This is a genomic window from Kitasatospora sp. NBC_00070 (assembly GCF_045041205.1).
Classification (GTDB): Bacteria; Actinomycetota; Actinomycetes; order Streptomycetales; family Streptomycetaceae; genus Kitasatospora.
This window is the reverse complement of sequence record NZ_CP108247.1, coordinates 2964509-2978609: the sequence shown is the minus strand read 5'-3', so window position 1 is coordinate 2978609 and position 14101 is coordinate 2964509. Positions and strand designations below refer to the sequence as shown.

At 71.2% G+C, this 14101-nt stretch carries 14 protein-coding genes and 3 tRNA genes; 14 read left to right on the top strand and 3 right to left on the bottom strand.

The annotated features are described in order from the left end of the window. Window positions 1-112 precede the first annotated feature (112 nt). Window positions 113-2077 carry an APC family permease gene (locus OHV05_RS13640; protein WP_405021458.1) on the top strand — a complete coding sequence of 655 codons (1965 nt, stop codon included), beginning with the start codon at window positions 113-115 and terminating at the stop codon, window positions 2075-2077. A 42-nt stretch (window positions 2078-2119) separates the two neighbouring features. Here OHV05_RS13640 and OHV05_RS13635 read toward each other — a convergent pair whose 3' ends face one another. After that, window positions 2120-3394 (bottom strand): hydrolase, encoded by a 1275-nt coding sequence (locus OHV05_RS13635; RefSeq protein ID WP_405017881.1) that lies wholly within the window; start codon window positions 3392-3394, stop codon window positions 2120-2122. A gap of 265 nt (window positions 3395-3659) precedes the next feature. On the opposite strand from OHV05_RS13635, the gene OHV05_RS13630 reads away from it, so the two are divergent. The 6 genes from OHV05_RS13630 to OHV05_RS13605 all read left to right on the top strand — a co-directional run bounded on the left by OHV05_RS13630 (window position 3660) and on the right by OHV05_RS13605 (window position 6234). Then, window positions 3660-3732, top strand: a tRNA-Thr gene (locus OHV05_RS13630). 44 nt (window positions 3733-3776) lie between these two features. Continuing rightward, window positions 3777-3849, top strand: a tRNA-Met gene (locus tag OHV05_RS13625). 82 nt (window positions 3850-3931) lie between these two features. Continuing rightward, window positions 3932-4096 (top strand): 50S ribosomal protein L33, encoded by a 165-nt coding sequence (rpmG, locus tag OHV05_RS13620; RefSeq protein WP_006604855.1) that lies wholly within the window; start codon window positions 3932-3934, stop codon window positions 4094-4096. 140 nt (window positions 4097-4236) lie between these two features. Further along, window positions 4237-4695: a MaoC family dehydratase N-terminal domain-containing protein gene (locus OHV05_RS13615; RefSeq protein ID WP_405017880.1), complete on the top strand. Its 459-nt coding sequence runs from the start codon at window positions 4237-4239 to the stop codon at window positions 4693-4695. Window positions 4696-4700: 5 nt separating this feature from the next. Further along, entirely contained in the window at window positions 4701-5123 is a 423-nt protein-coding gene (locus tag OHV05_RS13610; protein ID WP_405017879.1) for a MaoC family dehydratase, read from the top strand. A gap of 70 nt (window positions 5124-5193) precedes the next feature. Further along, window positions 5194-6234: a UDP-N-acetylmuramate dehydrogenase gene (locus tag OHV05_RS13605; protein ID WP_405017878.1), complete on the top strand. Its 1041-nt coding sequence runs from the start codon at window positions 5194-5196 to the stop codon at window positions 6232-6234. Window positions 6235-6375: 141 nt separating this feature from the next. On the opposite strand, the gene OHV05_RS13600 is transcribed toward OHV05_RS13605, so the two are convergent. Together OHV05_RS13600 and OHV05_RS13595 are read right to left on the bottom strand one after the other, a co-directional pair. After that, complete coding sequence (locus OHV05_RS13600) at window positions 6376-7395, bottom strand: adenosine deaminase (RefSeq protein ID WP_405017877.1); 1020 nt, start codon at window positions 7393-7395, stop codon at window positions 6376-6378. 90 nt (window positions 7396-7485) lie between these two features. After that, a complete protein-coding gene (locus tag OHV05_RS13595) occupies window positions 7486-8715 on the bottom strand; it encodes a pyridoxal phosphate-dependent aminotransferase (RefSeq protein ID WP_403036525.1) in 1230 nt (409 codons plus the stop codon). A 237-nt stretch (window positions 8716-8952) separates the two neighbouring features. Between OHV05_RS13595 and OHV05_RS13590 the strand changes: the two genes are divergently transcribed. From OHV05_RS13590 to OHV05_RS13560, 7 genes are all read left to right on the top strand, one after another. Continuing rightward, a tRNA-Trp gene (locus OHV05_RS13590) sits at window positions 8953-9025 on the top strand. Window positions 9026-9167: 142 nt separating this feature from the next. Further along, window positions 9168-9536 carry a preprotein translocase subunit SecE gene (secE, locus tag OHV05_RS13585; RefSeq protein ID WP_403036527.1) on the top strand — a complete coding sequence of 123 codons (369 nt, stop codon included), beginning with the start codon at window positions 9168-9170 and terminating at the stop codon, window positions 9534-9536. A 212-nt stretch (window positions 9537-9748) separates the two neighbouring features. After that, window positions 9749-10669, top strand: coding sequence for a transcription termination/antitermination protein NusG (gene nusG / locus OHV05_RS13580; protein WP_405021457.1), 921 nt, complete (start codon window positions 9749-9751; stop codon window positions 10667-10669). A 197-nt stretch (window positions 10670-10866) separates the two neighbouring features. After that, the gene (gene rplK / locus OHV05_RS13575) at window positions 10867-11301 is read left to right on the top strand and encodes a 50S ribosomal protein L11 (RefSeq protein ID WP_057231426.1); all 435 of its coding nucleotides are present in this window, start codon (window positions 10867-10869) and stop codon (window positions 11299-11301) included. Window positions 11302-11374: 73 nt separating this feature from the next. Next, window positions 11375-12097, top strand: a complete 723-nt coding sequence (gene rplA, locus OHV05_RS13570) for a 50S ribosomal protein L1 (RefSeq protein WP_403036536.1) — start codon at window positions 11375-11377, stop codon at window positions 12095-12097. Window positions 12098-12226: 129 nt separating this feature from the next. Next, window positions 12227-13174: a hypothetical protein gene (locus tag OHV05_RS13565; protein WP_405017876.1), complete on the top strand. Its 948-nt coding sequence runs from the start codon at window positions 12227-12229 to the stop codon at window positions 13172-13174. A gap of 49 nt (window positions 13175-13223) precedes the next feature. Continuing rightward, entirely contained in the window at window positions 13224-14048 is an 825-nt protein-coding gene (locus tag OHV05_RS13560; RefSeq protein WP_405017875.1) for a hypothetical protein, read from the top strand. Window positions 14049-14101 lie beyond the last annotated feature (53 nt).

Here is a 14101-nt window from a genome sequence, read left to right as displayed (position 1 = left end):
TCAGGACACGCCGGACATTCGACGGCCCCCGGAACCTGACGCTCCGGCACTTACGCTCGCGAGTGTGTTCAACCTGCCCCAGGCGCTGAAGCGTCTCGTGATCGGCCGGGCCATGCGCAGCGAGGAGCTGGGCGAGACCCTGCTGCCCAAGCGGCTGGCGCTGCCGATCTTCGCTTCCGACCCGCTCTCCTCCGTCGCGTACGCGACCCAGGAGATCCTGTTGGTGCTCACCGTCGGCGGCACCGCCTTCCTCTACCTCACCCCCTGGGTCGCGGCGGGCGTCGTCGCGCTGATGGTGGTCGTGGTGCTGTCGTACCGTCAGGTGGTGCACGCCTACCCCAGCGGCGGCGGGTCCTACGAGGTGGTGTCCAGGAACCTCGGGCCCAACTCGGGGCTGGTGGTGGCGGCCTCGCTGCTGGTCGACTACGTGATGACGGTGGCGGTGTCGGTCGCCTCCGGGGTGGCGAACATCATCTCCGCGCTGCCGAGCCTGGTGGACTACCGGGTGGTGCTGGCGGTCGGCTTCGTGGCGGTGCTGACGGCCATGAACCTGCGCGGCGTCCGGGAGTCCGGCAACGCCTTCGCCGCGCCGACCTACCTGTTCATCGGCGGCATCCTGATCATGGTGGGCACCGGTCTGGTCCGGTACCTGCTCGGGGACGCGCCGGTGGCCGAGAGCGCCAAGTACGGGATCACGCCGGAGCCGGGGGACGAGACCTTCGCCGGGTTCGCGCTGCTGATGCTGGCGCTGCGGGCGTTCGCCTCCGGCTGTACGGCGCTGACCGGCGTCGAGGCGATCTCCAACGGGGTGCCGGCCTTCCAGAAGCCGAAGTCGAAGAACGCCGCCACCACGATGGCCGTGATGGGCATCACCGCGATCGTGATGTTCTCCGGCATCACCACACTGGCGGTGGTCGCCAAGGTGCACATCACCGACGACAGCTGCCAGCTGGCCGGATTCACCGGGGACTGCGGCACGCCGCAGCAGACCGTGATCGCCCAGCTCGCGGCGGCGATCTTCGGCGGTGACCACAGCATCCCGTTCTACCTGATCCAGGCGGCCACCGCGTTGGTGCTGGTCCTGGCGGCGAACACCGCCTTCAACGGCTTCCCGCTGCTCGCCTCGATCCTGGCCGAACACCGCTACCTGCCCCGCCAGTTGCACACCCGGGGCGACCGCCTCGCGTTCTCCAACGGCATCATCGCGCTCGCCCTGGTGGCCGGCGGGCTGCTCTGGCTGTACGACGCAGACGTCACCAGCCTGATCCACCTCTACATCCTCGGCGTCTTCACCTCCTTCACGCTGTCCCAGATCGGCATGGTCCGGCACTGGAACCGCACCCTGGGCGAGCAGCCGACCCCGCAGGTCCGGCGGGACGCGCACCGGGCCCGGATCATCAACGCGCTGGGCGCCGTCGTCACCGGGCTGGTGCTGGTGATCGTGCTGGCCACCAAGTTCACCCAGGGCGCCTGGCTGGCGGTGCTGGCCGCCACCGTGCTCTGGCTGATGATGCGCGGCATCCGGCGCCACTACGACCGGGTGGCCGAGGAGCTGACGGTGGCCGACCCGCACGAGGAGTCGGTCCGCCCGGCCAAGGTGCACGGGATCGTACTGGTCTCCAAGCTGCACAAACCGACCCTGCGCGCGCTCGGCTACGCCCAGGCGTTCAAGCCGGACACCCTGGAGGCGCTCACGGTCGCGGTCGAGCGCGACAGCACCGACGAACTGCGGGCGCAGTGGGACGAGTTCGACGTCCAGGTGCCGCTGAAGGTGCTCGACTCGCCGTTCCGGGAGATCACCCGACCGGTGGTCGGGTACGTCCGGAGCGTCCGCCGGGGGAGTCCGCGCGACGTGGTCGCGGTGTTCATCCCCGAGTACGTGGTGGGCCACTGGTGGGAGAACCTGCTGCACAACCAGTCCGCCCTGTGGCTGAAGAGCAGACTGCTCTTCACTCCCGGCGTGATGGTGATCAGCGTCCCCTGGCAGCTCAACTCCTCGGCGGCGGCCAACCACCCGACCCGTCGGGCGCCGGGGGCGGTCCGCCGAGGCGAACCCGCCAACCCGGGCGCGAAGTAGGCCGGGCGGCGAAGGCCAGGCGGGCAGCTCGGACCAGGCGCCTCAGCCCGGCGTGTTCTGCCGGGGAAGCGCCAGCGCCACCGTGTCGGCGAACTCCCGGACGGCGCTGGTCCGGCTGACCACCCGGCCGCTGTGGATCACCAGCCGACTGTGCCCGCCGGCCAGTGCCCCGGCCAGCGAGTCGCCCCGGACCGCGAGCAGCTCGGCCGGGAAGCCGGCGTCGACCCGGACGGGCGGCAGCCCGAGGACGGCCCTGGCCCGGTTGGCGACCGCCTCGTACGCCGCCTCCGGGCTGAGCCCGCCGCCCGCCGCGAGCAGGTACGCGGCCTCCAGCGGGTCGGCCCGGCCGACCGGGTTGGCGAGGTCCCGCAGGCCGCCCGCACCCGCCGCCAGCTGGACCCCGGCCTCGGTCAACTCCCGCACCAGGAAAGGGCGCAGGGGGCCGGGCTGGCCTTCGAGGCCGACGCATCCGCCGTTCTGCGGCAGGCAGACCACCCGCAGTCCGGCGCCCGCCAGCACCGTTGCGCCGCCGTCCGTCAGCGCACTCACCGGGCCGACCGTGACCCGGGGCCGGAGCGGTGCCAACACGGAGGCCAGGCGGGCGAGTTGGGCCGGATCGCCGCCCCGGGTGTGCAGGTCCACCGGACAGTCCGCCTCGCGGGCCGCCTCCAGCAGGACCTGGACGTAGCCCAGCGGGTCCGGGTCGAGGTCCGGGCAGCCGCCGGCCGCCGCCGCGCCGAGCTTGAGCGCGTCCCTGAGCTGGGCCCGGCCGTCCGCGCCGGCCCGGCCGGTGAGCAGCCGGGGCATCGCCACCGCCTGGAGCTCGGCCAGGCCGCGCAGCGCCTGGCGGGCCGTCAGGACGGCCTCCAGTCGGCGCAGCCCGTGCACGTCGCCGATCCGGACATGGGTGCGCTGGGCGGTGGCCCCGTACCCGAGCGCGGTGAGCGCGCCCTCGGTGACCCGGCGGATCAGGTCGGCGGGGGTCTCCGGCGGTGGCGTGGGCAGGGCGGCTGAGAAGGCCACGTCGTAGTGGGCGTGCGGCTCGGCGGGGGCGGGCAGCAGCAGGTAGCCGCCGAGGTCGATCCGGGCGCCGGTGGTGCTGGTGCCGCCGCCGGGCGCGGCCGGGAGCGGGCCGAGGCTGCCGGTGGTGCCGACCGCCTGGATCCGGTCACCGCTGATCCGGACGTCCACCACCCGCCCGTCGGTGAGCCGTGCGTTGACGAGCAGCAGCACCGGGCCGTGGCCCAGTGGGTTGGGGTTCTTCGACGATCCCTCGCCCGGGTGCGGCCCCTCGGCGGGTGCGCTGTCCGCGGTCATCGGCCGGCTCCTCGCTGCCCGGCGGCCTCGGGGCGCCCCGGGAGCCGCAAGATCACTGGGGGTCGAGCCTATGGGGAGGAGGGGCGGGCGGCGCGGAGGCTCGCAGCAGTCGTACCGGGTCGGGACGGCCGGAGCCGTCGGTTCCCAGGCGCGGTCGAACGGAGGTGCTGCACAGGAGCGCCCGTACGGGCCGCCCACCTGCGATCTTCCGGGCCGGATACGGATTTCACCTCTGGCCGGGAAACGTGTAATCTCTTCCTCGTTCGCCCCTATAGCTCAGTCGGTAGAGCGTCTCCATGGTAAGGAGAAGGTCTGCGGTTCGATTCCGCATGGGGGCTCTGGTGAGATGGAGTCAGACCTCGGTCTGGTGACGGATCATCAAAGCGGTGTAGCTCAGTTGGTAGAGCAAGCGGCTCATAATCGCTGTGTCACCGGTTCAAGTCCGGTCACCGCTACCCCGCGTAGTCGGTCGGGAGATCGAACTCCCGATCGGCTACTCTTGTTGTGTCATCACTCATTTTTTAGGAAGGCACTCCCGTGGCTGCCACCGACGTCCGCCCGAAGATCACGCTGGCCTGCGTGGAGTGCAAGGAGCGGAACTACATCACCAAGAAGAACCGGCGCAACGACCCGGACCGTCTTGAGATGAAGAAGCACTGCCCCCGTTGCAACTCGCACACCGCGCACCGCGAGACCCGCTGACCCCGCAAGGCGTCGCCGGGCCTGGTGTGATCAGGCTCTAGGCTCCAGGCCGTGTCCCGCAAGGGGCACGGCCTGGAGCTTTTTCCGTACCTGCCGTCCCACCGCACCAGCTGTGTGACCCACCGTCAGAGGAGTAGCCCATGGCCCTGGACCCCTCGTTCATCGGGCGGACGTACCCGCCCACCGAGCCGTACGAGGTAGGCCGGGAGAAGATCCGCGAGTTCGCGGTGGCGATCGGTGACGCCAACCCGGCGTACACCGATCCGGAGACCGCGAAGGCGCTCGGGTATCCGGAGGTGATCGCGCCGCCGACCTTCCCGTTCGTGATCACCTACGAGGCCGCGGCCCAGGTGGTGAACGACCCCGAGCTGGGTCTGGACTACACCCGCGTGGTGCACGGGGACCAGAAGTTCACCTACAGCCGCCCGGTGCACGCCGGGGACCGGCTGACCGTCAGCGTCGCCATCGACGCGATCAAGTCGCTGGCCGGCAACGACGTGCTGACCGTCAGCGGCCGGGTGCACGACGAGAGCGGCGAGCACGTGGTGACCGCGATCATGACGCTGGTGGCCCGGGCCGCCGACCAGGCGGGGGAGTGACCAGGATGACCATCAACTTCGACCAGGTCGAGGTCGGCACCGAGCTGCCCGCCCAGTCCTTCCCGGTGACCCGCGCCACGCTGGTCCGGTACGCGGGCGCCTCGGGTGACTTCAACCCGATCCACTGGAACGAGAAGTTCGCGGTCGAGGTCGGCCTGCCCGACGTAATCGCGCACGGCATGTTCACCATGGCCGAGGCGATCCGGGTGGTCACCGACTGGGTCGGCGACCCGGGCGCGGTGCTCGACTACGGCGTCCGCTTCACCAAGCCCGTGCCCGTCCCCAACGACGGCGTCGGCACCGTGATCGAGGTCACCGGCAAGGTCGGGGCCCTGCTGGACGACCGCCGGGTCCGGGTCGACCTGCTGGTGAAGAACGGCGAGAACAAGGTGCTCAACATGTCCCGCGCGGTGGTCCAGCTCGGCTGAACCCGGACACGAGGGCCGTCCTGCCCACCGGGCGGGGCGGCCCTCACCGCTGCCCCCGTACGCTGGGGGCGTGCTTGTTGAACTGGACGCCCCCCTCGCCCCGCTGACCACCCTCCGGCTCGGTGGGCCGGCCCGTCGCCTGGTGACCGCCGGTACGGACGACGAGGTCGTCGAGACCGTCCGGGCGGCCGACCTGGCGGGCGAACCGCTGCTGGTGATCGGCGGCGGCTCCAACCTGGTGATCGGCGACCGGGGCTTCGACGGGACGGTGCTGCGGATCGCCACCACCGGCTTCACCCTGGACGGCACCGAGCTGGAACTGGCCGCCGGCGAGGTCTGGGCCGACGCGGTGACCCGGTCGGTGGACGCCGGGCTGGCCGGCATCGAATTCCTGGCCGGCATCCCCGGCTCGGCCGGTGCCACCCCGGTGCAGAACGTCGGTGCCTACGGCCAGGAGGTGGCCGGCAGCATCACCGAGGTGGTCGCCTACGACCGCCGGGCCGACGAGGTGGTCACCCTGACCAACGCCGAGTGCGAGTTCTCCTACCGGCACAGCCGCTTCAAGGCCGACCCCGAGCGGTACGTGGTGCTCCGGGTCCGGTTCCGGCTGGCGGACGCCGACGGGCAGTCCACCCCGGTCCGCTACGCCGAGGTGGCCCGCGCCCTGGGCGTCGAGGCCGGTGAACGGGTCGCGCTGCGGACCGCCTACAAGACGGTGCTCGGCCTCCGGGCGGGCAAGGGCATGGTGCTCGACCCGGCCGACCACGACACCTGGTCGGCGGGCTCGTTCTTCACCAACCCGGTGCTGACGGCCGACCAGTACGCCGACTTCCTGACCCGGCTGGGGGAGCGCACGGCACCCGCCTACCCCGCGCCGGGTGGCTGCACCAAGACCTCCGCCGCCTGGCTGATCGACCAGGCCGGCTTTGGCAAGGGCTACGGAGCGGGCGCCGCCACCCTCTCCACCAAGCACACCCTCGCCCTCACCAACCGGGGCACCGCCTCCACCGCCGACCTGCTCGGGCTGGCCCGGGAGATCCGCGACGGCGTCCGCACCGCGTTCGGCGTCGACCTGGTCAACGAACCGGTCATGATCGGCGTCAACCTCTGAGAGCAACCATCAGGGGCTCGGGGAACTGCGACGCCGACCTCTGGAGCGTCGCACCTGCGTAGCTGGTCAGGCACTTTCGCAGTGACCCCGGCGCCAGATCTCCTCGCAGTTCCCCGAGCCCCTGGGCGGTGCAACCGAGCGTCAGCTGTTCAGCCAGGCGTCGATGTCCGCCAGGAGCTGCTTCCGGACGTCGTCCGGGGCTCGGGTGGCGCGGACGGACTGGCGGGCCAGCTCCGCGAGTTCGGCGTCGCTGAAGCCGTGCACGTCGCGGACCAGGTCGTACTGGTCGGCCAGCCGGGAGCCGAACAGCAGCGGGTCGTCGGCGCCGAGCGCCATCGGGACGCCCGCCTCGAACAGCTTCCGCAACGGCACCTCCTCGGCCCGCTCGTAGACCCCGAGCGAGACGTTCGAGGACGGGCAGACCTCGCAGGTGATCTGACGGTCCGCCAGCCGCTGCATCAGGCGCGGGTCCTCGGCGGCCCGGACCCCGTGGCCGATCCGGCCCGCGCCGAGGTCGTCCAGGCAGTCCCGGACCGACTCGGGTCCTGAGAGCTCGCCGCCGTGCGGGGCGGCCAGCAGTCCGCCCCGCCGGGCGATCGCGAAGGCCCGGTCGAAGTCCCGGGCCAGGCCCCGCCGTTCGTCGTTGGAGAGGCCGAAGCCGACCACGCCCTGGTCGGCGTACCGGACCGCGAGGCGGGCCAGCGTGCGGGCGTCCATCGGGGACTTCATCCGGTTGGCCGCGACCAGCACCCGGATGCCGACGCCGGTCGTGGCGGAGGCGTCCCGGACGGCGTCCAGGATCAGTTCGAGGGCCGGGATCAGCCCGCCGAGCCGGGGTGCGTACGAGGTGGGGTCGACCTGGATCTCCAGCCAGCGGGAGCCGTCGGCGGCCTCGTCCTGGGCGGTCTCCAGCACCAGTCGCCGGATGTCGGACTCGTCCCGCAGCACCGACCGCGCGGTGTCGTACAGCCGCTGGAACCGGAACCAGCCCCGCTCGTCGGTGGCCCGCAGCCGGGGCGGCTCGCCGGAGCTGAGCGCCTCGGGCAGCCGGACCCGGTGCTTGTCGGCCAGCTCCAGCAGGGTGGCGGGCCGCATCGAACCGGTGAAGTGCAGGTGCAGATGGGCCTTCGGCAGGCTCCGGACATCACGCTGGCGTTCCATTCACCGATCCTGCCGTATCAGGGCCCCGAACGGGAACCGCCCCTTTCACATCCCTCGAAGGGGTGAAAGGGGCGGCTGCCTGAGAAACCGTCAGGCGCGGGCCTCGCCGAGCAGCTTCTGCATCCGGCCGATGCCCTCGGCCAGGTCGGCGTCGCCGAGCGCGTACGACAGCCGCAGGTAGCCGGGGGTGCCGAAGGCCTCGCCGGGCACGACCGCGACCTCGGCCTCGTCCAGGATCAGGGTGGCCAGCTCGGCCGAGGTGGCCGGGCGCTTGCCGCGGATCTCCTTGCCGAGCAGGTCCTTGACCGCCGGGTAGACGTAGAACGCGCCCTCGGGCTCGGGGCAGAACACGCCGTCGATCTCGTTCAGCATCCGCACGATGGTCTTCCGGCGGCGGTCGAACGCGGCCTTCATCTCGTCCACCGCGGCCAGGTCGCCGGAGACGGCGGCCAGCGCGGCGCGCTGCGCCACGTTGGAGACGTTGGAGGTGGCGTGCGACTGGAGGTTGGCGGCGGCGTTCACCACGTCCTTCGGGCCGATCAGCCAGCCCACCCGCCAGCCGGTCATCGCGTAGGTCTTCGCCACGCCGTTGACCACGATGCACTTGTCGGCCAGCTCGGGCAGCAGGGCCGGCAGCGAGGTGAAGGTGGCGTCGCCGTAGACCAGGTGCTCGTAGATCTCGTCGGTGAGCACCCAGAGGCCGTGCTCCAGGGCCCAGCGGCCGATCGCCTCGGCCTCGGCCTCGGTGTAGACCGAGCCGGTCGGGTTGGACGGCGAGACGAAGAGCACCACCTTGGTGTTCTCGGTGCGGGCGGCCTCCAGCTGCTCGACCGAGACCTTGTACCCGGTGGTCTCGTCCGCGACGACCTCGACCGGCACGCCGCCGGCCAGCTTCACGGCCTCCGGGTAGGTGGTCCAGTACGGCGCCGGGATGATGACCTCGTCGGCCGGGTCCAGGATCGCGGCGAAGGCCTCGTAGATGGCCTGCTTGCCACCGTTGGTGACCAGCACCTGGGAGGCGTCCACCTGGTAGCCGGAGTCGCGCAGGGTCTTCGCGGCGATCGCGGCCTTCAGCTCCGGCAGACCGCCGGCCGGGGTGTAGCGGTGGTTCTTCGGGTCCTGGCAGGCGGCGACGGCGGCGTCGACGATGTAGCCGGGGGTCGGGAAGTCCGGCTCTCCGGCGCCGAAGCCGATCACGGGGCGGCCGGCCGCCTTGAGGGCCTTCGCCTTGGCGTCCACCGCGAGGGTGGCGGACTCGGCGATGGCACCGACACGGGCGGAGACGCGGCGGTCTGCGGGGCGGGGGGTGGGAGCGCTCATGCCGCAATCGTGGCAGAGTCCGCCGCGCGGGGGCACAGCGGTTTCAGCATGTGTACGGATCCGTCCACCATCCGTACCCACCGGTGGGCGGTCGGTGAAGGGGGTTCGACCAAACGCTCCGGAGCACGTACACTCACTGCTCGATGGCTCCCGAAGTGCGGCTCCGCCGGTGCGTAACTCACGCAGCGACTCGGATGCGGTAGGTTGGTGGTCATCTCCGGAGCCGCAAAGCTCCGTAGGGCAATAGCTCAATTGGTAGAGCACCGGTCTCCAAAACCGGCGGTTGGGGGTTCAAGTCCCTCTTGCCCTGCTGCTTGAACCGTATCCAGCCCGTTCGCTCCACAGGAGTGAGCGGGCTTGATGCGGAGATGGCTCCATCGCACTGCATTCGCCGGATCGCCCGCACCCACGCGGAGCGACGCTCGGCAGGACCCGGATTCAGGTGAGGACGAGTGACGGAGACCACGGGCTCCACCGCAACGCCTGAGAGCGGCAACCCCGAGGGTGCCGACGGCGCGGAGGCTACTTCCGCCGACGTCAACGACAAGGTGCCCTCGCGTCGCGACCGTAAGCGTGCCCAGAAGGCCGAGGGCGGTGACGGCGAGAAGAAGTCCGGCAAGCGGGCGAAGAAGAGCATCTTCGCTCGGACGGCGCTGTTCTACCGCCAGATCATTGCCGAGCTGCGCAAGGTCGTCTGGCCGACCCGCAACGAGCTGACCCAGTACACCACCGTCGTGGTGGTCTTCGTGGTCGTGGTCATGGGCCTGGTGGCCAGCATGGACTACGGCTTCTCCAAGCTCAGCCTGTGGGTGTTCGGCTGATCGGCCGTCACCTCCCAGCTCCATCCCGACCCGGGCCGTGCAAACGGTCCGGGTCGAGCTGTCGGCGCACTCAGGGCGATCCCGCTACCGTTGACTCGGTACTGTGGAGGTATCCGAGTTGTCCCCGCAACGTGCCCGCGAGGGCGCCGGACGGCCCGGAGCGTTCCAACTCACATCCCAGGAAAGAAGCAGCCACCGTGTCTGAGTCCCCCCTGTACGACGCCGACGAGACCGTCCGCGAGGCGGATGTCGCGGCCGAGGCTGCTGACGTCGAGGACGCCGAGCAGATCCTGGACGCGGTCGACGCCGACCAGGACGAGGTCGAGGCTGCGGACGAGGCCGAGGCGGGCGTGCCGGCCGAGCAGGACGCGGTGCACGAGGTGACCGAGGACGAGTCCCCCGAGGAGGAGGACGACGCCGAGGCCGCTGAGATCGAGGACGAGACCGAAGCCGAGGACGAGACCGAGGTCGAGGCTGAGGACGCCGAGGCTGAGGCTGAGGACGCCGAGGTCGAGGACGAGGTCGAGATCGACCCGGTCGTCGCCTTCCGTGAGCAGCTCCGCACCGCGCCGGGCGAGTGGTACGTCATCCACACCTACGCCGGGTACGAGAACCGGGTGAAGCAGAACCTGGAGCAGCGCTCCGTCTCGCTGAACGTCGAGGACTACATCTTCGAGTCCGCCGTTCCGCAGGAGGAGGTCGTCCAGATCAAGAACGGCGACCGCAAGACCGTCCGGCAGAACAAGCTCCCCGGCTACGTGCTGGTCCGGATGGACCTCACCCCCGAGTCCTGGGGCGTCGTGCGCAACACCCCGGGTGTCACCGGCTTCGTCGGCAACGCCTACGACCCGTACCCGCTGACCCTGGACGAGGTCGTCAAGATGCTCGCCCCCGACGTCGAGCGCGACGCGGCCAAGGCCGCCGGCAAGGCGTCCCCGCACCGTCCGGTCGAGGTCCAGGTGCTCGACTTCGAGGTCGGCGACTCGGTCACCGTCACCGACGGTCCGTTCGCCACCCTGCAGGCGACCATCAACGAGATCAACCCGGACTCGAAGAAGGTCAAGGGCCTGGTCGAGATCTTCGGCCGGGAGACCCCGGTCGAGCTGTCGTTCGACCAGATCCAGAAGAACTAGTCCAAGCCTTCGGGTTCGGGGGCGGAGCTTCGGCTCCGCCCTTCGGGCTCTCCGCCCACCACTGGCCGGAGAGCCCGAACCCGTTTTGGTCCAGGCCGCATCAGCGGTTAGCCTGGTTCGATGTGTGTTCTGCCCGGCCGGGTGTCGCTCCGGCCGCGGACGCACCAGTAATCCACTCTCGGAAGGACCCGGAGAGCATGCCTCCCAAGAAGAAGAAGGTCACGGGGCTTATCAAGCTCCAGATCAAGGCCGGCGCGGCCAACCCGGCTCCGCCGGTCGGCCCCGCGCTGGGTCAGCACGGCGTCAACATCATGGAGTTCTGCAAGGCCTACAACGCCGCGACCGAGTCGCAGCGCGGCATGATCGTGCCGGTGGAGATCACGGTCTACGAGGACCGCACCTTCACCTTCATCACGAAGACGCCGCCGGCCGCGCGCCTCATCCTGAAGGCCGCCGGCGTGGACAAGGGCTCGGCCGAGCCGCACAAGACCAAGGTCGCGAAGCTCACCAGCGCCCAGGTCCGCGACATCGCCACCACCAAGCTCCCCGACCTGAACGCCAACGACCTGGACGCGGCGGCGAAGATCATCGCCGGCACCGCCCGGTCGATGGGCATCACCGTCGAGGGCTGAAAAGCCCCCTAGTCCACCGTGGTAGGGCCCGCGCGGCCCGTCCCACGAACTCCATTCACCTTCAGGAGAAGCAGTGAAGCGCAGCAAGGCTCTCAAGGCCGCGGACGCCAAGGTCGACCGCGCCAAGATCTACGCTCCCCTCGAGGCCATCCGCCTCGCGAAGGAGACCTCCACCGCCAAGTTCGACGCGACCGTCGAGGTTGCCATGCGTCTGGGTGTCGACCCGCGCAAGGCCGACCAGATGGTCCGCAGCACCGTGATCCTTCCGCACGGCACCGGTAAGACCGCTCGGGTCCTGGTCTTCGCGACCGGCGAGCGTGCCGAGGCCGCGCGTGCTGCGGGTGCCGACATCGTGGGCTCGGACGAGCTCATCGACGAGGTCGCCAAGGGCCGTCTGGACTTCGACGCCGTCGTCGCCACCCCGGACCTCATGGGCAAGGTCGGCCGCCTCGGCCGCGTGCTCGGCCCGCGTGGTCTGATGCCGAACCCGAAGACCGGCACTGTCACCCCCGATGTCGCGAAGGCTGTCAACGACATCAAGGGCGGCAAGATCGAGTTCCGCGTCGACAAGCACTCGAACCTGCACTTCATCATCGGTAAGGCCTCCTTCACCGACGAGCAGCTGGTCGAGAACTACGGCGCCGCGCTGGACGAGGTCCTCCGGGCCAAGCCGTCCGCCGCGAAGGGTCGCTACATCAAGAAGACCGCGATCTCCACCACGATCGGCCCCGGCATCCAGGTCGACCCGAACCGCACCCGGAACCTCCTCGTCGAGGAGGACCCGGCCTCCGTCTGAGCCCTCGTGCTCCAGCGGTAACCGTGTTCAACGGGCCCGCACTCCCCTTCGAGGGGGGTGCGGGCCCGTCGGCGTACGCACATCAATTAGAGTCCGCATGCCGAGATCCGAACGACGGGGGAGACTTCCATGCGGGACCTGCGGACGATTGCCGTCACGGCACTGCTGGTGGGCGGCCTGACCGCCTGCGGCGCGAGCGGATCGGACTCGAAGGAGGCGGCCAAGCCCTCGACGGCGGCCACCGCCTCGGGCAGCCCGACGGCCTCCGGTACGGCGGCCCCGCAGCCGGGTGACGCCGCCGCCTCCGCCGCCGCCGCCTCCGCCGCCGCCACCCCCGGGGCCGGCCAGGCCCCGGCGCCCGCCGGGGCGCCCAAGGACGTGCTGCTGGCGGCTGCCGGGGTGATGGCCAAGGCCGGCAGCGCTGCCCTGGTGGTCAGCACCGGGGGAGCCGACACCGGCAGCGGCGCACTGCGCTGGGGCCAGCCGGCCGCCGCCGACCTGACCTTCAAGGTGGACGGGCAGGACGGCAAGCTGCGCTCGGCCGCCGGGGTCAGCTACGTCGGGGCCTCCCCGGAGACCTCCGCGCTGGCCGGCGGCCGGCACTGGATGAAGGTGGACGCCGCGGCGCCCGCCAACGGCGCGGGCCTGTCGGCCGGCGGTGAGGACGCCCGGACGCTGGCCGTCCTGATGAAGGTGCTCGACCCGGCGGTCCCGCTGGCGGTCGGTGCGGCCGGCCCCGGGCTGGCCAAGGTCGGGGTCGAGCAGGTGAACGGCGCCGAGGCGGTGCACTTCCACGTCACCGGGGTGGCCCAGGCACTGGTCGGCGCGATGACCGGGCTGACCGAGGACCAGAAGGGCCAGGCGCTGGCCGAGCTCGGCAAGGGCGGCGGCGCGCTGGACCTCTGGGTCAACGGCCGGAACGAGCTGGTCCAGCTCCGCAGCGCCGACCTGACCCCGACCAGGACGGGCGAGATGACGGTGCGTTACACCGAGCTCGGCAAGGCCCCCGAGGTGGCCGCCCCGCCGGCCGCGGATGTGTTCGAGGTCGCAGATCTGCTCAAGGGCTTCAGCGGCTGAGGTCCGCGTGACAGGGTGGCGGAGGGAACGGCGGCGGCTGGAGGACAGGGTGACGGCAGGTCAGCGGTCGGCGGCCGCGGCGATGGCCGTGCTGCTGCTCACCGGAGTGGCCGGCTGCGGCAGCGGCGGGCCCGCCCCGGGCCCCAGCGCCACCCCCTCGGCCAGCCCGGTGCCCACCGGCCTGCCCAGCCCCACCGACCGTTCGCCGCACGGCGTGCTGCTCTCCGCCCAGCTGGCGATGAGCAGCGCCCGCCGAGCCGAGTTCGCCTACCGGCTGGGCGGCGAGCAGGCCATCGGGATGCTGTTCTGGGCGCCGAAGACGGTGCTCAAGGTCAAGTACCCGGACACCGCCGAGCAGCTGATCGTGCTGGACACCACCGCCTACCGCGGCGGCGACCAGGCCACCGCCGAGCGGACCGGCGGGCGGCACTGGGAGAAGTACACCGTCCCGGGCGGCCAGCGGGAGATCCCGTACGCCGGGCTGGTCGACCGGCTCAACCCGATGGTGGCGCTGACCGCCGCGATCGCGGCCGACGGCCCGCAGCTGGTCGGCGAGGAGGAGCTGGGCGAGGTGACCGTCCAGCACTACCGGGTGACGCTCGGAGCGGACCGGTACGTCGCCGCGCAGACCCAGCTGACCGCCACCCGGCAGCAGGCCCTGCAGGGCGCGCTGGCGGCCGCCGGGGTGCGGCAGCTCACCCTGGACCTCTGGCTGAACGACAAGGACCAGCTGGTGCAGCTCCGCCGCAGCGGCGACGGCGGCCCTGACGACACCGTGACCTACAAGGGCCTCGGCGGCGCCCTCTCGGTGCAGGCCCCGGCCGAGAGCGACACCGTGGACGCCGGCCGGAGCCTGCCGCCGCTCGCCTCCTGACGGATTTGGCCGATTCGCACCGGGTCGAGTACGGTAGGGGCTGCCAAAGACCG